Origin of the sequence: Deinococcus sp. KSM4-11 (genome assembly GCF_004801415.1) — a bacterium.
GTDB lineage: Bacteria > Deinococcota > Deinococci > Deinococcales > Deinococcaceae > Deinococcus.
On sequence record NZ_SSNX01000001.1, the window covers coordinates 489682 to 514407 of the forward strand.

The following is a 24726-nucleotide window of genomic DNA, read 5'->3' on the forward strand; positions in this document are numbered from 1 at the left end:
TCCGCTGCCGAGGTTCTGAACCCAAGAGTCAGCGGTTGCAGGCGAACCCTCCCCAGCCCTACACACCGACCGGTACATCCACCCCGAGTTCCGCCAATACGGTTCTGATCGCGGGGGCATCGATGCCGCTGCGGGCGTGGACGCTCTCGACACTGGCATGCTCCTGGAACGCGTCCGGAATGCCCAGCACGCGCACAGGAGTCTTCAGGCCCCAGGCGTTCAGCGCTTCCAGAACAGCGCTGCCGAAGCCGCCCACCACCGTGTTGTCCTCGACGGTGACGATGGCGCGGGCCCGGCTGGCGATGGCCCTGAGCATGGTCTCGTCGAGCGGTTTGACGAACCGGGCATTCACGACCCCCACGCCATCCAGATCCGCCGTGGCCCGCAGGGCGTAGTCCAGGCCCTTGCCGCCCGCCAGGATGACCACGTCGTCGCCCTCCCGCAGCCGTTCCCAGGTGCCCCACTCCAGGGTCGGCCAGGTGCCGTCCGGGACGCGTTCGGTGGTGCCGCGCGGGTAGCGGATGGCGAACGGTCCAGCATGTTCCTGGGCGTACTTCAACATGCCGCGCAGTTCGCGGGCATCTTTGGGCAGGCCAATCCGGACGCCGGGAATGGAACGCAGGAAACTCAGGTCGAACACGCCGTTGTGGGTGGCCCCGTCCGCCCCGACGATCCCGGCCCGGTCGATGGCGAAGGTGACGTTCAGGTGCTCGATGGCCACGTCGTGCAGCACCTGATCGTAGGCGCGTTGCAGGAAGGTGGAGTAGATCGCCACGATGGGCCGCAGGCCCTGGAGGGCCATACCGGCGGCGGCGGTCACGGCGACCTCCTCGGCAATGCCGACGTCCAGGTAGCGGTGCGGGTGGGCCTTGCTGTACGCGACCAGGCCGCTGCCCTCGCGCATGGCGGGCGTGATCACGAAGGTGCGCGGATCCAGTTTCGCGAGTTCGGTCACGGCGTCCCCGAAGGCGTTGCTCCAGGAGTACGCCGTGCTGGACACGAAATCACCGGTCTCCGGGTCGAACTTGCCCGGCCCGTGCCAGTAGATGGGATCGGCCTCGGCGTAACTGAGGCCCTTGCCCTTCTTGGTGACCACGTGCAGGATCGTCGGGCCGTCGAGTTCCACCAGACGTTCCAGCAGCCACACGAGTTCCTGCACGTTGTGGCCGTCCACCGGCCCCACGTACCGCACGCCCATCGTCGCGAAGGGGTTCACGCTGGCCGGATCGAAGAAGTGCCGGGTGCTGCTCTTGGCGCGGCTCATGAAGTTCGCCAGCGGCCGACTGACCGCCTGCACGGCCTTCTTGCCAGCGCCTTCGCCCTCCTGGAACCACTTCTGCACCTGCAGGCCGCGCATGAACTTGTTCATGGCCCCCACGTTCTCGGAGATGCTCATCTCGTTGTCGTTCAGGATGATCAGCATCTTGCGCTGCTTGTCCCCGATCGTGTTCAGCGCGGCCAGCGCCATGCCACCGGTCAGCGAGCCGTCGCCGATCACGGCGGCCACGTGGTAGTCCTGACCCAGCGCGTCGCGGGCCATGGCCATGCCCAGCGCGTTCGCCAGCGAGGTGCTCGCGTGCCCCACGGTGATCGCGTCATGCTCGGACTCGCTGACCTTCGTGAAGCCCGACAAGCCGCCCTCCTTCTTCACAGTGGCCATCTGGTCGCGGCGGCCGGTGAGCATCTTGTGCGCGTATGCCTGATGCCCCACGTCGAACAGGATGCGGTCACGCGGCGAGTTCAGCACGTAGTGCAGCGCCACGATCAGGTCGGTCGCACCGAGCGAGGACGCCAGGTGCAGACCGCCGACCGAGCAGACGCGCACGATCTCGTCGCGCAGTTCCTGGGCCAGTTGCGGCAGCTGGTCGCGCCGGAGTGTCTTCAGGTCGTCCGGGGAATTCACCGAGTCCAGCAGGCGCTGGGGAACGGGCACGAGGTCGTGGGATGTCATGGTTGTCCTCCCGTGCGGGCGGTGAAGTTGCGGGCGGTGAGCAGCAGGCCCTCGGGCGTGCGCACCTCGCCCACGAAGGGCGTGAACCACACCTGCTGCGTGGCGGGGAACAGGCCGCCCAGCGTGTCGCTGATCTGGCGGGTGACGACCCACACGTCGAAGGTGCCGGCCGGGGTCTGCACGAACCGGCGATCCTGCACCAGGTAGCGGTACGTCAGGGTGCCCTGACCCTGCACCGTACCGTCGTCTGCCCGGATGGTCACCTGGCTCTGCCCGTCCCAGCTCAGGCCGACCTTCCACGCCCCCTCGGCGGGGTACTCCAGCCAGGGCGGGGTGAGCTGGACGTTCACGCCGGGCTTGTTCAGGCCGTGCAGATGAACGCCGGCAGGGTCATAGGTGCGGTACCACGTCTGATCGGCCCCGCGTCCAGTGAGCTGCGTGGCCTGCACCGCCTGAGCGCCGTACACGGTGGCTCCCCTGGCGTTCAGCGAATATGGCAGGCCGCCGCTCGCCTCGCCTTCCGGAATGTACGACCACGCGAGGCCTGTCTCATGGGGGTAGAAGGACACGCTGGTCACTGGAGTGGAACTCTGCACGGTACCGGTGGCCGCGCGGGGCGCGCAGGCCCACAGCGCCGGGCTGAGCAGCGCGGCGGCCAGGGTCGCTCGCAACAGGGAAGGGCCGGTCATGGGACACAGCTTAGAGGGCCGCTGCCCCTTTGGTCTGTCATGAAACATGAATTCGCCCTGACCTGGAATCGAGAGGGTGTGCTGACCGGACGCGTTCCCGTGTGTCAGCGGGCCGAGACGGATCAGCCCGCCTCTGCCAACACTGGCGGAGGCGGGCTGCGGAGAGGTGAGGCTCAGCGGTCGTTCGTCGGCCCCTGCACCTTCGCCTTCAGCGCCGTGAAGGCGTCCTCGATGGCCTGGTCGCGGCCCAGATCCTTGAGCTGCGCGTCGAAGTCGCCTTCCTTACGCAGATCGGCGGACGCCTTGTTGCGGTCTTCCATGCCCGCTACCTTCTGCTCCATGTCCTCGAACGCGTCCATCGCTCCGCCCGCCTTGTCGAAGCCCGACACGCGGTCGAGCGTCGCGCCAGCCTGAGCAGTCTTCTGCCGGGCGGCCAGCAGGGACTTCTTGGATTCCATCTCGTCGATCTTCGCTTCCAGTGCCCGCAGCTGGGTCTTGAGCTGGTCGATGGTCGTGGTCTGCACGGTGCGCTGCTCTTCGAAGCCGGCCGCGAGATCCTTGGTGTTCTGCGAGCGGCGCAGGGCCTCGCGGGCCAGCTCCTCGTTGCCGCCGCGCAGGGCCTCTTCGGCCTTCTTCGCGTACTCGTCGCTCAGGCGGCGGTTGGTGGTCGCCTCGCGGTCGAGCTTCGCGGCCTGGGCCATGGCGTCAGCCACCTCGCTGCGGGCCTCGCCGTACGCGGAGCGCATGTCGCGCAGGGCCTGCTCGATGATCATGCTGGGATCTTCGGCCTTGGAGATCAGGTCGTTCACGTTGGCGCGCAGCAGTCGGGACAGTCGGTCAAGGATGGTCATGGTGGTTCCTCCTGAAAGGGCGCGGTGCATGGGGCGGCCGTCGCCGGGAATGATGCCGCCAGCATGGTGCGGTTCCGCGGGTGCGGGGCGGCCTGGTTCGGCATCCATCATTACGCAGCCGTGCCCGGCTGGGTTGCGTCTGGAACCGCCGGGGCCGGATTCTTAAGACCGCCTGAAGACTGCGTGAGTGCATGGCGGCACTCCGGTTCAGCCTACGGGCCACCCCGGTTGAACCCAGACAGGTCACAACTGGACTGGGAACGATCCGGGTACCACGAACCCTGCCGACGGGCCGGGGCGTTCGTCGGAGTAGCTGATCGCCCTTAGGATCAGAACACGATGGGCTTAAGGCCGATGCTGTCCGCTCCACAGGCGACCGTCATGTCCTTCCCGGCGGGCGTGACCGTGCAGCCCAGGGCCCGCAGGCCCGACACCGGGAAGATCAGGTTCTTGCCGTCCGTGGCAGGAGCCAGCGGCAGCTCGACGGAACCGCCGTCCGTCTGGGCCTTGCGCTGACCGACGGTGACGGTCAGGGTGGACTGATCCGGCACGCTCAGGCGAAATTTGCCGGCCCCCAGGCTCGTGACCTTCACGACGCCCGCCAGATCGCTGCCGAGCACGTAGGGCTGACCACGCGTGATGCCCGCCGGGGCCTTGGGTGTACCGGCAGCCGCCGCGCGCGCCTGCACGGCGTCCACCACGACCAGCGATTCCTGATCCGCCAGGGTGCTCAGCAGGACGAAGGCCCCCACCGGGTCGCCCGCCTTCGCGGATACGAGCAGCGTGCTGGCCTTGCCGGCCGTCTTCCAGTCGCCCACGGCGCGGGTGGTGAGGCGACCTTTGATCAGCGGACGCAACGAGGCCGCGCCGCTCTTGACATACAGGCACACTGCGCTCGGGCTGAGTTTCAGAGCGGCCGGGCAGGTCACGATCTGACCGCGCACGGCCGCGCTGATGTCCACCGCCACCGCGCTGACCGCCTGGGTTGTCGCCGACGACGGTGCCGTCGGGGCGGAGGGAGTGGGCGCCGGGCTGGACTGCGCGCCCGCCTGCATCCCGAGGGTCAGGGCGGCCAGGGCCAGCAGGGTGAGCGTGCGCGGAGGCCGGGCGAAATGATGAGAAGGCATATGCGGGCATCCTATGCGTCCTGCATGAGCGGCGACTTTGAACGGTGGCGGTGGCCTCCGGCGGACGTTGTGCGCGTCCCGGACGGCACGGATGCCGCCTGGGGCGTGAAGGTCTTCACAGCGGCGCGCCGGGTGGGCCGGATATCGTCTGCCCTGATGGTCAGTGCCCCCGCCCGCCCCGCCCGCGCACGAAGCGCCGCCGAGAAAACCCAACGCCGAGACGACATCCTGCGGGCCGCCGAACGCCTTTGGACGACGTCCACCTACACCGACCTGAGCATGAACCATGTGGCCCGCGAGGCCCAGTTGGCCAAAGGCACCCTGTACCTGTACTTCGACACCAAGGAGGAACTGTTCCTCGCGCTGGTGTCCGAACACCTCCAGACTTGGATGACCGACACCATCCGGCTGTTGCAGGAGCGCCAGCCGGGCACGCCGGCCACCGTGGCCGACGCCCTGCTGGACGCCAGTTCCGATGTGGTGCCGCTGCGCCGACTGCTGCTGCTGCTGGGCACCGTGCTGGAACGCAATGTCCGCCCGGAACTCACCCGTGACTTCCGGCGTGAGGTGACGGCCCGCGTCCAGCTGCTGGTCGCCCACCTCCCGTTCAGCCGACAGACCAGCCTGCGCATCCTCCAGCACCTGTATGCATTGGCCATCGGCTGGCAGCACCTCGCCGAGGAGTTCACCGGCGCGGCGACGCCTGACGTGACCGGCGTGCCGACAGCGGATCCATATGCCGAGGAATTCGAACTGGCCATGCGGGCGGTCATCGACCGGATCGCCGTCCAGGATCTGGTGACCGGCCAGGCCTGAGCTAGAAGCTGTTTGGTTCCTGGACCGCTGCTGCCTTCCCGGCAGTTCCACGACGTCGCCTACTGCGGTCGACTGGAGTGTCCAGCGCGTGGAGCGGGAGCCAGCCAGGGGTGAGTCCATCAGGGCGGCCTGTCCTTCGCGGCTGCGTATGCTCTGGGAATGACCGGACCGTCCCCTGCCGCCACTCCCGCGCCTGACCCCATGAACGTTGCCACCCTGACCATCGCCTGCCCGGATCGCAAGGGCATCGTGGCGGCCGTGTCGCAGTTCCTGCACAACCACGGCGCGAACATCATCCACAGCGACCAGCACTCCACGGATCCGGCCGGGGGCACCTTCTTCATGCGCATGGAGTTCTACCTGGACGGCCTGGATCTGGCCCGCGAGGCCTTCGAGCGGGCCTTCGCCGGCGTGGTTGCCGAACCCTTCGGCATGGACTGGCGGCTGTGGTACCGCACGGAACCCAAGCGCATGGCGATCCTGGTCAGCCGGTACGACCACTGCTTTTTAGACCTGCTGTGGCGCAAGCGGCGGGGGGAACTGCACGTGGAGATCCCCCTGATCATCAGCAACCACGACGACCTGAAGCGCGACGCGGAGATGTTCGGGATTCCCTTTCACGTGGTCAGGGTCACGAAGGAGAACAAGGCCGAGGCCGAGGCCGAGCAAGTGCGGCTGATGCACGAGGCGGGCGCGGACTTCGCCGTGCTCGCCCGCTACATGCAGATCCTCTCCGGCGATTTCCTGCGGGGCTTCGGTCGGCCCGTCATCAACATCCACCATTCGTTCCTGCCCGCCTTCGTCGGCGCGAACCCATACCGGGCGGCCTTCAACCGGGGCGTGAAACTGATCGGCGCGACCAGCCATTACGTGACCGAGGAACTCGATGCCGGGCCGATCATCGCGCAGGACGTGATTCCCGTGACGCACCGTGAAACGCCGGACTCGCTCATGCGCATGGGCCGCGATGTGGAACGCCAGGTGCTGGCCCGCGCGGTGAAGGCCCACGTGGACGACCGCGTACTGGTGCACGGCAACAAGACGGTCGTGTTCTGAGCGGGGACGGCCCGGCACGTCAGGCCCTGCTGGACGAGGGCGACCGTCTGGCCCGCGATCTGGCGCAGACGCTGCACGTCACGCTGGAAGGGCAACCGCGTGTGATCCTGCTCGGTCGATCCCTGGCCGTGAACCTGATCCCGGCCTTCCAGGAGACCCTGGAGGTCATCAGCCGCCGCGCGGGACGACCCCTGCACGCCCTGCTGGTGACCGACGGGCGCGACCGGCCAGTGCTGCAGGTGGTGGACGGGGACGGAGTGATCCGCCGCGCGTTGCCCGCCGACGACCTGATCCGTGACCTGTTGTACATGCGGGGACGGCTGGAGCCGACGGTACGCGGCCACCTGCAGGACGGCGTCTCCGGTGACGAGCACCATGCGACGCGCGCTCTGGTGGCCTGCCTGAAAAGCCGGGCCGTCCTGAGTGCCATGCAGCGACTGGTGTCGGCCCTGCTGATTCCCTGAGTCCACGACTGTGATTCCCGCTACGCTGAGTCCATGTCGATCGTGTACCTGATCCTGCTCACCCTGCACAACATCAACCGCTGGCTCGTGCTCATCACGGGCGTGTGGACCCTCGTCCGCACCATTCCGGGCACGGGGAGCCGCAGGCCGTTCACCGCCGCAGACCGACGCCCGATCGTGGCGTTCACCGGCACCGTTCACCTGCAACTGATCCTGGGCCTGCTGCTCTTCGCCTTCCTGGGAATGCAGCACATCCCGGTGTTCGCCGGAGCGCCCAACGCGGGCTTCCAGTGGCAGCACCTCGGCCTGGGGCTGCTGGCGGCGATCACCGCCACCGTCGGCAGTGCCCTGAGCCGCCGCGCCCCCACCGATCAGGGCAAGTTCCGCGTGGCGACCACCTGGACGGTCGTGACCCTGCTGCTGGTGCTGCTGCTGATTCCGTGGTGGCGGCCCCTGCTGCGGCTGTTCACCGCCTGACGATTCGCCCGTCAGGCCACGCCAGCCACGCCAGTGACCGGCCAGCGCTGGCGTGGGGCTTCTGCCCGTTGCTCCTGATGCCGCTCGAAGCGCCCATTCAGGCTGATCCGCTCGCCGAAGGAGTGCGGCGCTTCCGGCGTGAAGCCAAGCGGTGTGAACCGGGCCGACAGGTGGAGCATCGCCTCGGCCTGCTCGACCGTCGGTTCACCCAGCGTGTAGTGCCCCGTGTGCCCCGCGAGGCCCAGCAGCAGCGCCTCGGCCAGTGCCATGGGCAGGCGCTCGTGCCCCGCGTGCGCACCGGCGTGGCGCCGGATGCCCCTGGCACAGCACAGGCCGCCATCCACAACCTGCACGTCCGGACGGTCGAGCAGCAGGGTGGGCCGGGTCACGCGGGGTCGGGTCTCGTCCAGCACGACGGCATTCCGCCCCAGGTGCCCGGCGCGCAGGTCTGCGGCTGCGCGGCTGAGCAAGACGACCAGGCCGCAGGACGGCACCCCGCCCAGGTCGGTCGAGACGTCCGTCCGGCCGTGTCCCAGGTGCTGCTGCATCTCACGCAGGGCACCCGCATGTCGGCTGATCAGCAGCAGCGGCTGCTCGGTGCGCCGGGCGAGCAGCGCGGTCACGCAACGCCCGATGCCGCAGGCGGCCCCGACGATCGCCACGCGCGTAGTGGCTGGGCAGTGGGCGAGCAGCCGCACCACACTCTGGAAGACCAGCGCGGCCGCGAACGCGTCTCCGGTCGTGAGGCCGATCTCGTCCACTCCACGCAGGGCCAGCCCCCGCGCCGTGGCCAGCGCCGTCAGGCCGCCCAGGCCGACCGTCTGCGCTCCCAGCTTCTGGGCCTGCCCGATGGCCCGCCCGATGGCCTGGCGGGCACGCGGCGTGCCCGCCTTCAGTTCCGCTGGGGTCACGGGCACGGCGATGATCCAGCCGGCCGGCCGTTCCGGGTTGTCCTCGGAACGCAGCGTGTCCGTCGTGACGGGGGGCAGGGACAGGCGCCGGGTCAGGCGGGCGCCGGGCAGCCACGCGAGCGGTCCGGTCACCCGGCCCACGACCCCGACCCCCTCCGCCCCGGGATGCGTCAGGTACGCCACCGGATGACGCGGACGGTAGGTCGGCACGGCCTCGGAGTCGATGTTCATGCGGACAGTTTGCGCGGCCCGGCATGATCGAACCATGACCACTTTTCGCCCCGGCGTGACTGCCCTCAGCGGCTGGGTTCGATGATCACCTTTCCGGTCGTCTTGCGATCCAGGATGTCCTGGAAGGCGCGGGCACTGTCCGCCAGACCGTAGGTCGGCCCGACCTGCGGCGTGACCTGCCCGCTGCCTACCAGGGCCGTGAGGGCCAGCGCGGCCTCGGCGGTGGCGGCCCGGTCGTACATCAGGCTGGTCAGCCACAACCCGGTCACGGTCAGGTTGCGCTTCATCAGTTCCACCGGGCGGAGGGTCGCCTGCTCGCGGCTGGCGTTCCCGATCACGATGATCCGGCCCTGGCCGGCGGCCATGTCCAGGCTCTCCTGGAAGCGTCGGCCACCCACGACCTCCAGAATCAGGGGAACACCCTGGCCGCCGGCTGCGTCCCGGACTTTCTGCACGCGCTCCTCGTCGTCCTGGAGAAGCGTCACATCCGCGCCCAGGTCACGCGCGAGCTGGAGTTTCTCATCGGTGCTTGCCATGGCGATGACCTGCATCCCCAGGGCCTTCGCCAGCTGGATGCTGGCCGTGCCGAGTGCCCCGGCCGCCGCCTGCACCAGCACCCACTCGCCGCTCGTCCCGCGCCCCAGGGTTTTCAGACCGTGGTACGCCGTGAAGTACGACACGGGGAAGGCCGCCGCCTGGGGGCCGGTCAGGGTCTGCGGCACCGGGATCAGCCCGGCGGCGTTCACGACCGAATACCGCGCCAGGGCGCCCGAACCGCCGAGCGCCGCGACCCGCTGTCCGACCTGCACGCCCGTGACACCTTCGCCGAGCGACTCGACCAGGCCCGCGAATTCCATGCCGGGCGTGTACGGAACCTTCGTGCGCGTGAGGTACTCGCCCGCCACCGCCAGCACGTCCGCAAAGTTGATGCCGACGGCCTCCACCTCGATGCGCACCTCGCCGGGGCCGGGGGTGGGCACGGGCACGTCGCGCAGTTCCATCACGTCGGGCGGACCGAGCCGCTCCACCACCATCGCCTTCATCGTGTCCGTCATGGCGCCAGCATACCGGCAGTTCCCCAGGAAGTGAACGTTGACGTACACCATGAACGCTTACGTGTTTGACCGGGTACAGCAATCGTGGAAAGCTATGGGCCGCACACCGCAATCCAGTCCTCGCCCCATCCCAGGAGGCCCAATCCATGAGCATCGTCGACCACTCCCGCCAGGATGACATTCTCGTTCTGACCATCAACAACCCGCCCGTAAACGCCTTCTCACCCGGCGTCCCCGAGGGCCTGAAAGCTGGCCTGGACGCCGCCGCCAGCGACGACGGCGTGAGGGCCGTCGTGATCATCGGCGGAGGACGGACGTTCGTCGCCGGGGCGGACATCCGGACCTTCAATCTGCCCCGCGACCAGGCTCCAGACCTGCGCGGCACCATCGAGAAACTCGACGCCTTCGGGAAACCCACCGTCGCCGCCATTCACGGCACGGCACTCGGCGGTGGCCTGGAACTCGCCCTGGCCTGCACGTACCGCGTGGCCGTGCCTGACGCGCAACTCGGCCTCCCGGAAGTGAAACTGGGCGTCCTACCCGGTGCGGGCGGCACGCAGCGCCTGCCCCGCGTGGTCGGCGCGCAGAAGGCCCTGGACATGATGCTGAGCGGCACCCCGATCCGGGCCACCGAAGCCAGCCAGCTCGGCCTGATCGACCGGATCGTGGACGGTGACCTCCTGGCCGGTGCCGTCGAGTTCGCCCGCGAGCTGGCCGAGGCCCGCCCCCTCCCGCGCATCAGCGACCGCAGCGTGCCGGGTGCCCGCCCGGACGTCTTCGCCGCCGCCCGGGTGGGCATCACGAAAACGCACCGGGGCCAGCTCTCGCCGTCGCTGATCATCGACCTCGCCGAGATGGCCGCCACCACGCCCTTCAAGCAGGGCTGGGACGCCGAGGCCGGGAAGTTCATGCAGGCCAAGGACTCGCCACAGTCGCGCGGCCTGCGCCACCTCTTCTTCGCCGAACGCGAGAGCGCCAAGATCCCAGGCATCACGAAAGACACGCCCACCACGGACATCCGCCGCGCCGGGATCATCGGGGCGGGCACCATGGGCGGCGGCATCGCCATGAATTTCCTGAACGTCGGCATTCCCGTGACCATCGTCGAGACCACCCAGGATGCCCTCGACCGCGGCCTGGGCATCATCCGCCGCAACTACGAGAACTCCGCGAAGAAAGGCCGCATGACTATGGACGACGTCGAGAACCGGATGTCCATGCTGACGCCCACCCTGGACATGGCCGACCTGAACGACGCCGACATCATCATCGAAGCCGTGTTCGAGAACATGGACGTCAAGAAGGACATCTTCACGCGCCTGGACGCCATCGCCAAGCCCGGCGCAATCCTGGCGAGCAACACCAGCACCCTCAACGTGAACGAGATCGCCAGCGTCACGAAACGCCCCGAGAGCGTCATCGGCCTGCACTTCTTCAGCCCCGCGAACGTCATGAAACTCCTGGAGATCGTCCGCGCCGACAAGACCAGCGACACCGTGCTGGCGACCAGCATGGCCCTCGCCAGGAAAATCAAGAAAGTCGGCGTGGTCGTCGGCGTGTGCGACGGTTTCGTCGGCAACCGAATGGTGCACCGCTACGGCGACGAGGCCCGCAAAATCGTCGAAGAAGGCGCGCGCCCCGAGGACGTGGACGCCAGCATGAACGAACTCGGCCTCCCCATGGGGCCGTTCCAGATGAGCGACATGGCGGGCCTGGACATCGGCCATGCCATCCGCCAGCACCAGGCGAAGGTGCGCGGCGAGCCCAAACCCGACGGCTGGCTCGACCGCATCGTCGAAACTGGCCGCAAGGGCCAGAAGACGCAGGGCGGCATCTACGACTACGACGAGACGCGCAAGCCCAGGCCCAACGCAGAGATGCAGAAACTCATTGAGGACTACCGCGCCGAGAAGGGCATCGTTCCCCGCGAGATCAGCCAGGAGGAGAGCACGCAACGCCTGGCGTACTCCCTAGTGAACGAGGGCGCGAAGATTCTGGAAGAGGGCATCGCCCAGCGCGCCGGGGACATCGACGTGATCTACATCTACGGCTACGGCTTCCCCGCCTACCGGGGCGGCCCCATGCAGTACGCCAGCGAACAGGGCCTGAAGAACGTCGTCGCCGACCTGGAGAAGTACGGCCAGACGCCCGCGCCCCTGCTGAAGCGGCTGGCCGACGAGGGCAAGACCTTTGCGGACTTTGATGCGGAGAAGGGGCGGGCCTAACGTAGATCGGCGGCTTGGAGCAGTGTTCCGCCCGACGCGGACGCAATCGCATTAAGTTCAGATTCTGAAACGGTGCCCTCGGCCAGCAGAATCACCGGAAAGCGAGCGAGCTCTGGGTACTCCTCCCCTCCAAACTGAGGATCGAAGTTGTCGCGCAGCATATATTTCGCCTCCTTGCCTTCTTGCACGAATCTGTATAGCTCGTAAAGTCCGATGTACGAGGACTCGCGCGGTTCGAACTTGACTCCCAGGAACGCCTCAAGCACTTTCTGAATCTCCGCGCGGTTTCTGGAAATGTACCCAATTCCGACCATCTGACCAGCCTAACGACCAAAGGAGTTTCCGCATGCCTGAAGCTGTCATTGTTTCCACTGCGCGCACGCCCATCGGGAAGGCCTACCGGGGCTTCCTGAACGACACGCACGGCTCCGACCTGGGCGCGCATGCCGTCACCCACGCCGTCCAACGGGCCGGGGTCGATCCGTCCGAAATAGAGGACTTAATCATGGGGGCCGGGAACCCGGAAGGGGCGACCGGCTCCAATATCGCCCGGCAGATCGCGCTGCGCGCCGGATTCCCCGTGACGGTCAGCGGCGTCACGGTCAACCGCTTCTGCTCCAGCGGTCTGAACACCATTGCCCTGGCGGCAAATCACGTGATGGCCGGGCAGGGAGACATCTTCGTGGCGGGTGGTCTGGAGAGCATTTCCCTGACGCAGAACGAGCACGCGAACAAGTTCCATCTGCGCGGCGAGTGGCTCATGGAGCACAAGCCGGCCATCTACATGCCCATGCTGGAAACGGCAGAGATCGTCGCGAAGCGCTACGGCATCACGCGCGAGCAGCAGGACGAGTACGCGCTCCAGAGCCAGCAGCGGACAGCGGCGGCGCAGCAGGCCGGGAAGTTCGACCACGAGATCGTGCCCATGACGGCCACCATGAAGGTGCAGGACAAGGCGACCGGCGAGATCAGCGGGCAGGAAGTCACCCGCACGCTGGACGAGGGGAACCGTCCAGACACGACCCTGGAGGGCCTCCAGAAGCTCAAGCCGGTGTTCGAGGGCGGCGTCATCACGGCCGGGAATGCCTCGCAACTGTCCGATGGCGCGGCGGCCGTGGTCGTCATGAATGCTGACGTGGCGCGTGAGCGCGGTCTGGAACCCCTGGGGCTGTTCAAGGGCTTTGCCATCGCCGGATGTGAGCCCGACGAGATGGGCATCGGCCCGGTGTTTGCCGTGCCTAAGCTCCTGAAACGCCATGGTCTGGGTGTGGAGGACATCGACCTGTGGGAACTGAACGAGGCCTTCGCGGTGCAGGCCCTGTACTGCCGTGACCGACTGGACATCGACCCCGCGAAGTACAACGTGAACGGCGGCAGTATTTCGGTCGGGCACCCCTACGGCATGAGCGGCGCTCGCCTGACCGGGCACGTCCTGCTGGAAGGCAAACGCCGGGGCGCGAAGCATGTGGTCGTGACCATGTGCATCGGCGGGGGCATGGGCGCGGCGGGCCTGTTCGAGGTGCTCTGACCCGGAGCAGGCGTCATTTGGCATCAGCGGCGCGACTACAATGCCCGGCATGTCGGACGTTTCCATGAACAGGCCGGGCGAGATTCGCAGGGATGACCTCGTGGCGTGGCTGAATGATTACCTTCACGTGGGCGCGTTCAAGGACGTGAGCCTGAACGGGCTTCAGATCGAGGGCACAGACGTAATCCGGCGCGTGGCCGCCAGCGTGGACACCAGCGTGAAGACCCTCCAGCATGCGGCAGACAGCGGTGCGGACATCCTGCTGGTGCATCACGGACTGTTCTGGGGCAAACCCCTGCCCATCACTGGCCCGCACCGGGAGCGTATACGCACGGCCATCCAGGCCGACCTGAACCTGTACGCGGCGCACCTGCCGCTTGACGCGCATGCTGAGGTGGGGAACAACGCGATGATGGCGAGGGCACTGAGTCTGGGGGGAATCATCCCGTTCGGTGAATTCGCCGGGCAGACGATCGGCGTGGCGGGCGACCTGCCCTTCGAGCTGTCTTTGCAGGACTTCGCGGATCGCATCCAGAAACTGACCGGCGAGATCTGCCTTGTGCATGGAGGGGGCGTGCCCACCGTGCGCCGTCTGGGTATCTGCTCTGGCGAGGGCTCGGGCCTGATTCCGGAAGCGGCGGCGCTGGGCCTGGACACGCTGCTCACCGGCGAGCCCGCGCACAAACACTTCAATGACGCCTTCGAGTACGGCGTGAACGTGGTCTTCGCCGGGCATTACGAGACCGAGGTGTTCGGCGTGCGCGCCCTGGCGGCGAAAGTGGAGGATCAGTTCGGCCTGCCGTGGCAGTTCCTGCACCATCCCACCGGCCTGTGACGGGACTGTTCCTCACCTTCGAGGGGCCGGAGGGAGCGGGCAAGAGCACGCAACTCGCCCGGCTGGTGGCACGCCTAGAAGCGGAGGGCATCGCCCACACGGTCACGCGGGAACCCGGCGGAACGCCCCTGGGAACCCGTGTGCGCGAGGTGCTCCTCGATCCGGCGCTGACCATCGACCCGCTGCCGGAATTCCTGCTGTATTCGGCAAGCCGGGCGCAACTCGTGGCGAACGTCATCCGGCCCGCGCTGGACAGGGGAGACGTCGTGGTATGCGACCGGTACGCGGATTCCAGCCTCGCGTACCAGGGAGCCGGGCGGGGGCTTGATGCCCGACTGCTCGGGGACATTACGCGGGCGGCCACGGGGGGCCTGACCCCACACCTGACCGTGCTGCTCGACCTTGATCCGGTGCTGGGGCTGGAGAGGGCCGCGCGGCGCGGGCAACCGGACCGGCTGGAGCGAGCGGATCTGGCGTTTCACCAGCGGGTGCGGGACGGGTTCCTGGTGCTGGCAGAGCAGGAACCGGCCCGATTTCTGCTGCTCGACGCCGTGCTGGCCCCGGAGATCCTGGCGGATCGGATCTGGCATGCCGTGCGGGCGCGGGTTCACACGGTGCCGGGTCAAGGCCGCACGAACCCTATTTCCTGAGTCGTCCCTGTGTGCCCGCGCCCGGTTCGATCTTCACGCCGGGCACCTTCACTTCAAAGATCGTGCCCCAGCGTTTGCCGGTGATCAGCAGCGTGCCGCGTTCAGGCACGTAGGCGATGCCATTGGGCACGTCGTCGAAGGTCAGGGGGCGGCCCCCCTGGATGGCCTGGGTGCTGGCCTCACGGGTCAGATCGGACACGTCGATCCAGGCGGTGACCCGGCCCGTCTGCGGGTCGATCCGGGCGATCCGGTCGCTGAGCCACAAGTTGGCGTAGACGTTTCCCTGCACGTACTCCAGCTCGTTGAGGTTGCGGATCGGCTGGCCGTCATCGGTGACGTTCACGCTGCGTTTCACCGAGAACGTTTTCAGGTCGCGCCACACCAGGGTGGCACTGCCGTTGCTCATGATCAGCTGTTTGCCATCGGTGGTCAGGCCCCAGCCCTCGCCGGTGTACCGGTACTGGCCGGTTTCCTTGAGGGTGGTGGCGTCGAACGTGAAGGCGATGCCGTCCTGCCACGTCAGGTGGTACGCCGTGCCGCCCACCACGGTGATCCCCTCGCCAAACGCCGTGGCGAGCGGGGTGGAGGCGGCGACCTGCACTTTCCCGGTCTTCAGGGTCGAGATGCGCACACCGGAGTCGCCAACCTGCCCGGTGCTCTCGGCATACAGGCCGCGCCCCAGGTACTGGAAGCCTTCCGTGAAGGCATTCCGGTCGTGTGGAAAGCGCGCGACGACTGTCGGGACGATGACCGGAGCGCGGGCCGGGAGGGGAACAGTCTGGCCCAGGCCCACGGGGGCGAGGAGCAAGGTCACGGTGAGGGCAGGGAGAACGCGCACAGCCCCATGGTAGGGGCTAACTTTTCCAGGCGCGCTGCTCGTCTGCTCCGCGTGAAGATCACGTTCAGGTCGACTGGACGGCGCGGGCCGTCGCTCGAACGGCCTCGTGCGGGTCGTCGATCAACGCGTGGAGCGCCTCCGGCTCGGCCCACTGACCCAGGGCCCACGCGGCCGCCTCCCGCACCTCCCAGGCCGGATCGGTCGTCCCGGCCAGCAGCAGGGTCCAGCCCTCCGGCGCGCGGGTGTTGCCCAGCACGGTCAGGGCGTTGCGCGCCATGCCCTTGCGCCTCGGCCGGAGGAACGCCGTCCCAGCGAAGGCCCGCTCGAAGGCGCGTTCGCCCGTGTCGAAGAACCGGGAAAGATCGGGGAACGCCAGGTTCGGATCCGGCCGGAGCAATGCCGCCAGTGGCCCCGCATGCTCACTCCACGGGCAGACCTCGCTGCACACGTCGCACCCGAACAGCCAGTCGCCCATACCCGAGCGCAGGTCATGCGGCAGCGGCCCCCGGTGCTCGATGGTCAGGTAGGAGATACAGCGCCGCGCGTCGATGGCCCGGTCGTCCCCGATGGCGTTCGTGGGACACGCCGAGATGCAGCGGCTACAGCGGCCACAGCGATCCGGATGTGCGCTCACTGTTCCCTCGAAGGGCAGATCGGTCAGCAGCGCCGCCAGCGTCACGAAGGCGCCCAGGCGGGTGCTGACCAGCATGCCGGACTTCCCGCGCCAGCCCAGGAAGCCCTGCGCGGCGTACAGGCGTTCCATGACCGGGCCGTGATCCACGTACCCGCGCGCGCGCACGCCCAGGGCGGCGGCCTCCGCTTCCAGGCGGTTCAGGATCGGCTGGAGCTGATCGTGGTAATCGGGTGTCCAGGCGTAACGGGCCACCCGGCCCACGCGAACGCCGCCCACTGGTTTCGGTGGCTCCGCGAAAGCGTGCGACACCCCCAGCACGAGCACGCTGCCCACGCCCTCCAGCCGGGACGCTGGATCGGCGCGGGCCGGCAACTGGCGTTCCAGGTACGCCATCCCCGCGTGCCGTCCGGCGGCCAGCCACCCGGCGTACTCGGTCACCGCGTCCACGGGTACCACGGCCGGAGCCCAGCCAACCGCGTCCGCGCCCGAGTGCTGCGCGAGGTCGGCGAGAAGTTCAGCGGCACCCATGCCCGGAAGTATGCCGTCCGGACCGTGATGCCGCTGTCACTCGCTGAACGGTGGTGCGTTACAGGCTGGCTTTGGCGAGCGTCCAGGCGTTCTCGAACACCTCGCCACGCTCCGGCCGGGCCATCACCCGGCCCAGCCCCTGGGCCAGGCTCATGGTGGGAATGTTGACCTCAGTCTGGCGCTTGATGCCCTCCCACGCCGCCTCGCAGCGGGCCGTGTCGCCAGCACCGGCCATCAGGGTGAACCGTACGCCGTCGCCGGAGAGTTCCAGGCCGCACAGGTCGCCGTTCTCCCGGCCGCAGCGGGCTGACTTGAACGTCACGTTGTGCAGGTTCTTCCACTTCAGGGTGTCGGCCACGAAGCCAGCGAACAGCCGGGCGGGCAGGTCCTTGCGCCCGGAGTACCGCACGGTCAGGTGCGTGACGCGGGGCAGTTGCCGCGCAGCGTCCGGCGAGTCGAACACCTGCGCCAGCGCCTCACGCCACGGTGCGCTGCGGCTCCAGCCCAGGTCGGCCAGGGCGTAATGCCGCGCCGGGGGAATATCCAGCGTCAGCGAGTCGCAGATGATCTGGTCGGCCACGTCGGTCAGCTCGTGCATCAACACACCGCCGGGCTTGGTGTCCGCGCCCCACCACACGTGGTTCACGGTCGCCGGGCGCAGCAGGGGCAGGATTGCGCCCTGGAGCTGCTGCGGGTTCGCGTCGAGAATCAGGCGCTCCACGTACAGGCCGCCCGCCTGCGGCACGAGGCTCGCGTGCACCTTCAGGTCGTCGCTGCCGTCCATCACGCCGATGATCTGCCGGCCCGCGAAGCGCCCCTCCAGCCCCGCCAGGGCCTCCTCGACGCGCCTGACGTGCGCGTGGACGGTCAGGGCCACGATGTTGCCCGTGTACGCGCGGGTTTCCACGTTCGTCTGCGCCCACAGTTCGTCCAGCGTGGCCTGCGCCTTGCGGACGCTGGTGTCCACTGGCCCCAGGCGTTTGAGATCCGTCGCGTAGGTCACAGCCGTCTCCAACGACGATCCGGGCCGATCAGCTCGTCGGCGGCCTCGGGACCCCAGGTGCCGGAGGTGTAATTCGGGAATTCGGGGGCGCTCACGCCATCCCACGCTTCCAGGATGCCGCTCACGAGCTGCCACGCGTGATCGACCTCATCCTCGCGGGGGAACAGGGTCGCGTCGCCCAGCATGGCGTCCAGCAGCAGGCGCGAGTACGGACTTTCCAGCTGCGCGCCGAACGCGTCGTAGCGGAAGTCCATGACCACCTCGCGCAGCACCATCTCCTGCCCCGGCGTCTTGGAGCTGAACTTGAGATTCACACCCTCGTCCGGCTGGATACGGAATGCCAGCACGTTGCGTTCCAGGCCGCCGGGGAAGATGCCCAGCGGCGGGCGCTTGAACACCACGGCGATTTCCGTGACCTTCTTCGGCAGCCGCTTGCCGGTACGCAGGAAGAACGGCACGCCCTGCCAGCGCCAGTTGTCCACTTCCAGCTTCACGGCCACGTAGGTCGGCGTGGGACTGCCCGGCTTCACGTTGGGTTCCTGGCGGTAGCCGGGCACCTTCTCGCCGTCCATGGTGCCGGCCCCGTACTGGCCACGCACGGCCACGCTCTTCACGCGGCCTTTGGGGATTTCCTTCACGGCGCGCAGCACCTTGACCTTCTCGTCGCGGATCGCGTCGGCATCGAAGGCGGCGGGGGCTTCCATGGCGGTCAGGGCGAACAGCTGCATCAGGTGGTTCTGCAACATGTCGCGCACCACCCCGGCCTCCTCGTAGTACCCGGCGCGGCCTTCCAGGCCGAGATCCTCGGAGGCGGTGATCTGCACGTGATCCACGTAGCCACGGTTCCACAGCGGCTCGAAGATGGCGTTCCCGAAGCGGATCGCCATCAGGTTCTGCACGGTCTCCTTGCCCAGGTAATGGTCGATGCGGTAGACCTGCGATTCGTCCCAGACGCGGTGGATGGCGTCGTTCAGGGCGCGGGCGCTGGCCAGATCGCGGCCGAAGGGTTTCTCGATCACGATGCGCCGCCAGCCCTCGGACTCGTCTGCCAGGCCCAGGCGACCCAGGCCGCTGCTGATCGGCTCGAACAGGCTGGGTGGGGTCGAGAGGTAGAACAGGGCGTTCTTGCGCCCGCCGTGCGCCTCCTCGGCGCGGTCGAGTTCCTTGCCGACCAGGTCGTATACCTCGTCGCCCGAGAAGTCCCCGTACTCGTAGTACAGCAGTTCCCGGAACTTCTCCAAGTTGCCCGGCTGGATCGCGTCGGTCTCCTTACTTTCCTTCAGGGCGGAGAGCGCGTAGTCCTTGAACTCCTCGTCCGTCATCGCCTGGCGGCCCACGCCGACAATGTTGAACGCGCTCCCCAGCAGGCCGTCCTGCCACAGGCCGAACACGGCGGGCAGCAGCTTGCGGCGGGCGAGGTCGCCCGTGGCCCCGAAGATCACCAGCGTGGCGGGTTCGGGGGCGCGGTTACGGCGCATGTGCGTCCGGAAGGGGTTGTGGCCGTCGCCGCCGGGAACTGCCGCCGGAACGCGTTTGCGGGACTTGCGCTGCGCCGGCTCGGCCTTCTGGGCTGGCTGGGCCACTCCGACGTCCTTCGCGGCGTCCTTCTGTTCCACGGCGGCGCGGACTGCGCGGGCCGTCGTCGCCTTGGCCGGGGCTTTCGCTTTGGCCACGCTGGTGCGGGCAGGGGAGGTGGAGGGGGCCTTCTTCGCGGTCGCGGGCGTCTTGGCCGGGGGTTTGGCGCTGGTTCCCGCCGCTTTCTTGGGCTTGGTCATCCCTTATCCCCGACGCTCTGCTTGCCCGTCTCGCCGAGCTGCTCGGCCTGGGAACCCGTGCCGCCGCCAGAGGCCGCGTGTATGTTCTCGGGAGCGGCCACCTTCGGGTGATCCCCGGCCTTGACTTCCGGCACCATGCCTTCCTTCTTGGGGGACTCCAGGGTCTTGACGGCGTGCCCGCCGAACGAGCGGCGCATGGCCGACAGCATCTGCCCGGCGTAGCTGACGTCCTGCTGGCTGCGGAAGCGCATCTGGGTCGCCAGCGTGATGACGGGCGTGGGCACGCCCAGTTCGATGGAATCAATGATCGTCCAGCGCCCCTCGCCGCTGTCGGCCACGTAGTCCGACAGCGAGTCGAAGTCGGCGGAGTTTTTGAGCGCCTCGGCCGTCAGGTCGAGCAGCCACGACCGCACCACCGAGCCGTGTCGCCACAGTTCCGCGATCTGCGCCATGTCCAGGTTGAAGTCCTGGTGGGCTTTCATCAGTTCGAAGCCCTCGGCGTAGGACTGCATCATGCCGTACTCGATGCCGTTGTGAACCATTTTCACGTAGTGCCCGCTGCCCGACGGGCCCATGCGTCCCCAGCCCCGGTCGGCGGCGGGCGCCAGCGTCTCGAAGACCGGCCGCAGGCGTTCCACGGCGTCTTCGGATCCGCCGATCATCATGGCGTACCCTTCGGCCAGGCCCCACACGCCGCCGGACGTGCCGACATCCACGAACTTCAGGCCCTTGGCGGCCAGTTCCTCGCCCCGGCGCTGCGTGTCGTGGAAGTTGCTGTTCCCCCCGTCGATGATGATGTCGCCGGGAGCAAGCCGGGCTGCGAGGTCGTCGATGACCGACTGGGTGATCTTGCCGGAGGGCACCATCACCCACACGGCGCGCTCGCCGGGATCACCGAGCGCGGCGATGAAGTCATCCATGGAGCGTGCGCCCTGCGCGCCGTGGGATTCGATATTTCGCAGGGCGTCCTCGCTGCGGTCGTAGCCGACCACGTGGTGCCCGCCCTGCTGGAGCCGGAGCACCATGTTCCCGCCCATCTTGCCCAGGCCGATCATGCCGATCTTCATTCCGTACCTCCCGTGGTCGGAAGCGCTTCCACGCTCCCTCCCACTTTCGATGGGCATGATACGCGTGGCGGCCCAGGGCGCTAGGCCACCTGACCTGAAGAAACGGTAAGCGCGGGCGCGGGCCATGGGCGGAGACGCCGTGACCAGCGGGACGAATGCGGGGAGGAGCAGATGCTACCGTGACGCCATGAGCGTCCCCGCCCCCACCACGCCTGCCGCCCTGCTCGACCGGGCAGCGAGCGGCGCGCGGCTCACCCACGGCGAGATCACGGCCCTGTACGACCTGCCTGTGCCCGAGGTCGCCTCGGTCGCCAACGCCCTGCGTGCCGTGCGCCGTGACCCCGCCGTCGTGACCTTCCTGATCGACCGCAACATCAACTACACCAATGTGTGCAACGTTGGCTGCAACTTCTGCGCCTTCTACCGCACCAAGCGCCAGAAGGACTCGTACACCCTGGACTACGAGCAGATCTCCCAGAAGATCCGTGAACTGGAAGACGTGAACGGCACCCGCATCCTGCTCCAGGGCGGCGTGAACCCGGAACTGGGCCTGGAGTACTACACCGGTCTGCTGCGCCATGTGAAGGCCCACCACCCGACCATCCGCATTGACGCGTTCTCGCCCGAGGAAGTCTTGTTCATGGAGAAGACCTTCGGGCTGACCCTGGACGAACTGCTCGACACCCTGATCGAGGCGGGCCTGGACGGTCTGCCCGGCGCGGGCGGCGAGATCCTGGAAGACGATGTGCGGGCCAAGGCTGCCCCGGCGCGCATCCGCAGCGACGACTGGTTCCGCATTCTGGATGCCGCGCAGCGCAAGGGCCTGTACACCATCGCCACCATGGTCATCGGCTTCGGCGAGAGCTTCGCGCAGCGGGCCAGCCACCTCACCAAGATCCGCGCCCAGCAGGACAAGGCGCTGCGCGACTACGGCGGGAACGGATTTTCCGGGTTCGCCATGTGGACCCTCCAGACCGAACACACGCGCCTTGCCGGCAAGGCTCCCGGCGCGACCGCGCACGAGTACCTGCAACAGCTCGCCATCGCCCGGATCGCGCTGGACAATATCCCCAACATCCAGGCGTCTTGGCCCGCGCAGGGCTTCAAGGTCGCGCAGGCCGCGCTGTATTACGGCGCGAACGACCTGGGCTCGACCATGCTGGAAGAGAACGTCGTCTCTGCGGCCGGCGGGCATGGGCGGCACCAGGCCACCGTGCGCGAGCTGATCCGCATTGCCGTCGATGCGGGCTTCACGCCCGCCATCCGCAACAGCCTGTTCCAGATTATCGACTGGCCCGATGTCGGCGCGGCCCTCCACCAGCTCGACTCGAATCCGGAGCGTGAGCGTGCCGTCGGTGCTTCCGGTTAACGGGCCGGACACCGGCGTCGCGCGCAAGACCATGCTGGCCCTGGCGTACATCCTGTGCGAGCGTCGGCCACACGGCCCTCCGTCCGGCGCGGCCGGGCCGGGTGAGTGGGAGGCCGAGGCGCGCTTCCTGCTGCCCACGCCCACGGCCTTCCTGGAGGCACTGGAGGCGGCCGGGCTGGCCGACCGGGGCCACCCCACCGATCTGGGCGTGCAGGTCAGCACCGACATCCTGTTCGAGGACGGAGACATCGTCGGGCAGACCGTGGTGAGGCCCGAGGAGATCCACGAGTTACTGCCCCATGTCGATGACCCGACCCGCTTGCGCCTGCACGCCTGGGACGCCTTCGCGAAGGCCCTGGAACTTGACGGGCAGGATGCCCGCCTGGTCATCTGGTTCATCCGTTGAGTCGCGCGTCGACTGCTATCCAGCGTCACGGTGACGCGCGGCCTGCCCCCTATGCTGGGCGCATGATCGAGTCCCTCATCGGCCACACGCCCCTCGTGCAGCTCCAGCGCGTCATCGAGCCCGGCATGGCAGACGTCTTCGTGAAGCTCGAGGGCCAGAATCCCGGCGGGAGCATCAAGGATCGCACGGCCCTGGGCCTGATCGAGGACGCCGAGCGCCGCGGTGTGCTGAAGCCCGGCGGCACCATCGTGGAACCCACCAGCGGCAACACCGGCATCGGGCTGGCGCAGGTGGCCGCCGCCAAGGGCTACACCCTAATCCTGTGCATGCCCGCCAGCATGAGCGAGGAACGCCGGCGCACCCTCGTGGCGTACGGCGCGAAACTCGTACTGACCGAACCCAAGCGCCGCATGCTGGCCGCCATTGAGGAGGCCGAAAAGATCGCCGAGGAGACCGGCGCCGTCATGATGGGCCAGTTCACCAACCCCGCGAACCCCGCTGTGCACGAGGCCACGACCGGCCCGGAACTGTGGGAGCAGATGGATGGCCGCATCGACGCGTTTGTCTATGGGAGCGGCACCGGCGGCACCATCAGCGGTGTGGGACGGTACCTCAAACGCCAGAACCCGTCCGTGCAGATCGTGGCCGTGGAACCCGCGCGCAGCAACGTCCTGACTGGCGGCGAGATGGGCACGCACGGCTTCCAGGGCATGGGGCCGGGCTTCATTCCCGCGAACCTCGATCGCAGCGTCATCGACGACGTGATCGACGTGTGGGAAGAAGACGCCTACCCGCTGGCCCGCCGCCTGGCCCAAGAAGAAGGGATCTTTGTCGGGATGAGCAGCGGGGCGATGGCCTGGGGAGCGCTGGAGGTCGCCCGCCGCCTCGGGCCCGGAAAGCGGGTTGCGACGATTGCCTGCGATACGGGCGCGCGCTACCTGACCACCTCCCTGTTCAGCGACGAGCCCGGCACCCCAGCCGGCTACCAGCCGTACTCAAGGGAGCTGCTGACGCCCTGACCGTCAAGACTGCAGTCACTGGCATTCGCATCATCGACCGTCAGGCTGTGGCCGGGGGCCGCCTACTCTGACCTGGCTGCCCGACCGAGCCTGGGTGATGGGCTCGATCTTGAGAGTCGGGCACGAGGGAACGAACCCTCGGCATTGCCGCAGGATGCAGCCGCTGACCTGAACGGGGCACCGTGGAGCGTTGTCACCTAGAATCCGGAATTGTGGGACGCTGGCACGGGCGAACCGGGGGAAGTCGCTAGACTATTCGTCTAGACCACTCCCTGCGAGGTTCCCCGATGACGCTGGACGACATCCTCAACGCTCCATCCCCTGCCTCCGCGTGGATTCTCGCCCAGGACTGCGCGGAAACCGGCCTCCAACCGGACGACATCCGTGCCGAGATGCTCCGCCGGATCGGGCAGATGCGGGACAGCATCCAGCGCGGCCTGAGCAGCGACGCGCGGAGCATCACCGGAATGGTCGGCTGGAACGCGAAAGGCCTATGGGATGCCTCCGACGCCCTCCAGAGCCCCCTGCTCAAGCGGGTGCAGGCCTATGCCATGGCCGTCAACGAGGAGAACGCCCGTATGGGCAAGATTGTCGCTGCGCCCACGGCCGGGAGTGCCGGCACCATCCCCGGCGCCCTCATCGGCGTGGCCGACCATCTGGGTCTTCCCGACGAGCGACTGGTTGATCCCATGATTCTCGCCGCGGGGGTCGGCAAGGCCATCAGCAAACGCATGTTCATTTCCGGCGCGGCCGGGGGGTGCCAGGCCGAGATCGGGAGCAGCGCCGCTATGGCTGCCGCCGCCATCGTCGAACTCCTAGGCGGCACGCCCCGCGCGGCCGTCCACGCGGCCAGCATGGCCCTGATGAACACCATCGGGCTGGTCTGTGACCCGGTCGGCGGGTACGTAGAGGTGCCCTGTGTGAGCCGCAACGCCTTTTATGCCGTGCATGCGGTGAGCGCCGCGCAACTGGCCCTGGCCCAGTTGGAATCCTTCATTCCGCCCGATGAGGTGCTGGGCGCGATGGCCTCGGTGGGCCGCATGATGCCCGCCGCCCTGCGCGAAACCGCCGACGGCGGCCTGGCCCAGACGCCCACCGGCCTCGCCGTGACCGCCCGTATGGAAGGCAAGGGTGGGGAAACGGGCGGGATGATCGAACTGCCGATGGCTTAAGGCGAGCCGAATGTCCACCTGCACGATTGGGCGACCCTGTTGCTGGGCT

24 protein-coding genes are annotated in these 24726 nt (G+C 68.0%); 12 read left to right on the forward strand and 12 right to left on the reverse strand.

The annotated features are described in order from the left end of the window. Positions 1 to 58: 58 nt before the first annotated feature. From dxs to E7T09_RS02450, 4 genes are all read right to left on the reverse strand, one after another. Positions 59 to 1951: a 1-deoxy-D-xylulose-5-phosphate synthase gene (gene dxs / locus E7T09_RS02435; RefSeq protein WP_136387535.1), complete on the reverse strand. Its 1893-nt coding sequence runs from the start codon at positions 1949 to 1951 to the stop codon at positions 59 to 61. Further along, entirely contained in the window at positions 1948 to 2640 is a 693-nt protein-coding gene (locus tag E7T09_RS02440; RefSeq protein ID WP_136387536.1) for a hypothetical protein, read from the reverse strand. Before E7T09_RS02440 ends, dxs begins: the two co-directional genes overlap by 4 nt. A gap of 173 nt (positions 2641 to 2813) precedes the next feature. Beyond that, positions 2814 to 3491, reverse strand: coding sequence for a PspA/IM30 family protein (locus tag E7T09_RS02445; RefSeq protein WP_136387537.1), 678 nt, complete (start codon positions 3489 to 3491; stop codon positions 2814 to 2816). Between the two features lie 329 nt (positions 3492 to 3820). Beyond that, a complete protein-coding gene (locus E7T09_RS02450; protein WP_240741574.1) occupies positions 3821 to 4618 on the reverse strand; it encodes a hypothetical protein in 798 nt (265 codons plus the stop codon). A 24-nt stretch (positions 4619 to 4642) separates the two neighbouring features. Between E7T09_RS02450 and E7T09_RS02455 the strand changes: the two genes are divergently transcribed. The 4 genes from E7T09_RS02455 (at position 4643) to E7T09_RS02470 (ending at position 7431) form a co-directional block, all read left to right on the forward strand. Further along, positions 4643 to 5434 carry a TetR/AcrR family transcriptional regulator gene (locus E7T09_RS02455; protein ID WP_240741575.1) on the forward strand — a complete coding sequence of 264 codons (792 nt, stop codon included), beginning with the start codon at positions 4643 to 4645 and terminating at the stop codon, positions 5432 to 5434. Between the two features lie 159 nt (positions 5435 to 5593). Next, on the forward strand, positions 5594 to 6490 hold the full coding sequence (gene purU, locus E7T09_RS02460; protein ID WP_136387538.1) for a formyltetrahydrofolate deformylase: 897 nt from the start codon (positions 5594 to 5596) through the stop codon (positions 6488 to 6490). Between the two features lie 101 nt (positions 6491 to 6591). Then, positions 6592 to 6954, forward strand: coding sequence for a hypothetical protein (locus E7T09_RS02465; protein WP_240741576.1), 363 nt, complete (start codon positions 6592 to 6594; stop codon positions 6952 to 6954). Between the two features lie 33 nt (positions 6955 to 6987). Then, positions 6988 to 7431, forward strand: coding sequence for a hypothetical protein (locus E7T09_RS02470; protein ID WP_136387540.1), 444 nt, complete (start codon positions 6988 to 6990; stop codon positions 7429 to 7431). Positions 7432 to 7442: 11 nt separating this feature from the next. On the opposite strand, the gene E7T09_RS02475 is transcribed toward E7T09_RS02470, so the two are convergent. Then, positions 7443 to 8573 carry a semialdehyde dehydrogenase gene (locus E7T09_RS02475; RefSeq protein WP_136387541.1) on the reverse strand — a complete coding sequence of 377 codons (1131 nt, stop codon included), beginning with the start codon at positions 8571 to 8573 and terminating at the stop codon, positions 7443 to 7445. A 65-nt stretch (positions 8574 to 8638) separates the two neighbouring features. After that, on the reverse strand, positions 8639 to 9628 hold the full coding sequence (locus E7T09_RS02480) for an NADPH:quinone oxidoreductase family protein (RefSeq protein ID WP_136387542.1): 990 nt from the start codon (positions 9626 to 9628) through the stop codon (positions 8639 to 8641). Positions 9629 to 9774: 146 nt separating this feature from the next. Between E7T09_RS02480 and E7T09_RS02485 the strand changes: the two genes are divergently transcribed. Next, the gene (locus E7T09_RS02485; RefSeq protein ID WP_136387543.1) at positions 9775 to 11853 is read left to right on the forward strand and encodes a 3-hydroxyacyl-CoA dehydrogenase NAD-binding domain-containing protein; all 2079 of its coding nucleotides are present in this window, start codon (positions 9775 to 9777) and stop codon (positions 11851 to 11853) included. On the opposite strand, the gene E7T09_RS02490 is transcribed toward E7T09_RS02485, so the two are convergent. After that, positions 11850 to 12167 carry a hypothetical protein gene (locus E7T09_RS02490; RefSeq protein WP_136387544.1) on the reverse strand — a complete coding sequence of 106 codons (318 nt, stop codon included), beginning with the start codon at positions 12165 to 12167 and terminating at the stop codon, positions 11850 to 11852. The two genes, E7T09_RS02485 and E7T09_RS02490, sit on opposite strands and share 4 nt — an antisense overlap. A 32-nt stretch (positions 12168 to 12199) precedes the next feature. Between E7T09_RS02490 and E7T09_RS02495 the strand changes: the two genes are divergently transcribed. From E7T09_RS02495 to tmk, 3 genes are read left to right on the forward strand one after another with little or no spacing between them, the layout of a single operon-like run. Beyond that, a complete protein-coding gene (locus E7T09_RS02495) occupies positions 12200 to 13381 on the forward strand; it encodes an acetyl-CoA C-acyltransferase (protein WP_136387545.1) in 1182 nt (393 codons plus the stop codon). 49 nt (positions 13382 to 13430) lie between these two features. Further along, positions 13431 to 14216 (forward strand): Nif3-like dinuclear metal center hexameric protein, encoded by a 786-nt coding sequence (locus E7T09_RS02500; RefSeq protein WP_370293654.1) that lies wholly within the window; start codon positions 13431 to 13433, stop codon positions 14214 to 14216. Continuing rightward, positions 14213 to 14866: a dTMP kinase gene (tmk, locus tag E7T09_RS02505; RefSeq protein ID WP_136387547.1), complete on the forward strand. Its 654-nt coding sequence runs from the start codon at positions 14213 to 14215 to the stop codon at positions 14864 to 14866. Before E7T09_RS02500 ends, tmk begins: the two co-directional genes overlap by 4 nt. Here tmk and E7T09_RS02510 read toward each other — a convergent pair. From E7T09_RS02510 to gnd, 5 genes are all read right to left on the reverse strand, one after another. After that, positions 14856 to 15704: a glutaminyl-peptide cyclotransferase gene (locus E7T09_RS02510; protein ID WP_136387548.1), complete on the reverse strand. Its 849-nt coding sequence runs from the start codon at positions 15702 to 15704 to the stop codon at positions 14856 to 14858. The genes tmk and E7T09_RS02510 overlap by 11 nt on opposite strands. A 64-nt stretch (positions 15705 to 15768) precedes the next feature. Then, a complete protein-coding gene (gene queG, locus E7T09_RS02515; RefSeq protein WP_136387549.1) occupies positions 15769 to 16866 on the reverse strand; it encodes a tRNA epoxyqueuosine(34) reductase QueG in 1098 nt (365 codons plus the stop codon). Positions 16867 to 16924: 58 nt separating this feature from the next. Continuing rightward, complete coding sequence (locus E7T09_RS02520) at positions 16925 to 17869, reverse strand: glucose-6-phosphate dehydrogenase assembly protein OpcA (protein ID WP_136387550.1); 945 nt, start codon at positions 17867 to 17869, stop codon at positions 16925 to 16927. After that, complete coding sequence (gene zwf / locus E7T09_RS02525) at positions 17866 to 19644, reverse strand: glucose-6-phosphate dehydrogenase (RefSeq protein WP_136387551.1); 1779 nt, start codon at positions 19642 to 19644, stop codon at positions 17866 to 17868. The genes E7T09_RS02520 and zwf overlap by 4 nt, the downstream gene beginning before the upstream one ends. After that, positions 19641 to 20711: a phosphogluconate dehydrogenase (NAD(+)-dependent, decarboxylating) gene (gene gnd, locus E7T09_RS02530; protein WP_136387552.1), complete on the reverse strand. Its 1071-nt coding sequence runs from the start codon at positions 20709 to 20711 to the stop codon at positions 19641 to 19643. Before gnd ends, zwf begins: the two co-directional genes overlap by 4 nt. A gap of 187 nt (positions 20712 to 20898) precedes the next feature. Between gnd and mqnC the strand changes: the two genes are divergently transcribed. The 4 genes from mqnC (at position 20899) to sdaAA (ending at position 24677) form a co-directional block, all read left to right on the forward strand. Continuing rightward, positions 20899 to 22080 (forward strand): cyclic dehypoxanthinyl futalosine synthase, encoded by a 1182-nt coding sequence (gene mqnC / locus E7T09_RS02535; protein ID WP_136387553.1) that lies wholly within the window; start codon positions 20899 to 20901, stop codon positions 22078 to 22080. Further along, positions 22058 to 22486 (forward strand): hypothetical protein, encoded by a 429-nt coding sequence (locus tag E7T09_RS02540; RefSeq protein ID WP_136387554.1) that lies wholly within the window; start codon positions 22058 to 22060, stop codon positions 22484 to 22486. The genes mqnC and E7T09_RS02540 overlap by 23 nt, the downstream gene beginning before the upstream one ends. A 62-nt stretch (positions 22487 to 22548) precedes the next feature. Further along, positions 22549 to 23505, forward strand: a complete 957-nt coding sequence (gene cysK, locus E7T09_RS02545; protein ID WP_136387555.1) for a cysteine synthase A — start codon at positions 22549 to 22551, stop codon at positions 23503 to 23505. A 287-nt stretch (positions 23506 to 23792) separates the two neighbouring features. Then, positions 23793 to 24677 (forward strand): L-serine ammonia-lyase, iron-sulfur-dependent, subunit alpha, encoded by an 885-nt coding sequence (sdaAA, locus tag E7T09_RS02550; RefSeq protein WP_136387556.1) that lies wholly within the window; start codon positions 23793 to 23795, stop codon positions 24675 to 24677. Positions 24678 to 24726: the final 49 nt, after the last annotated feature.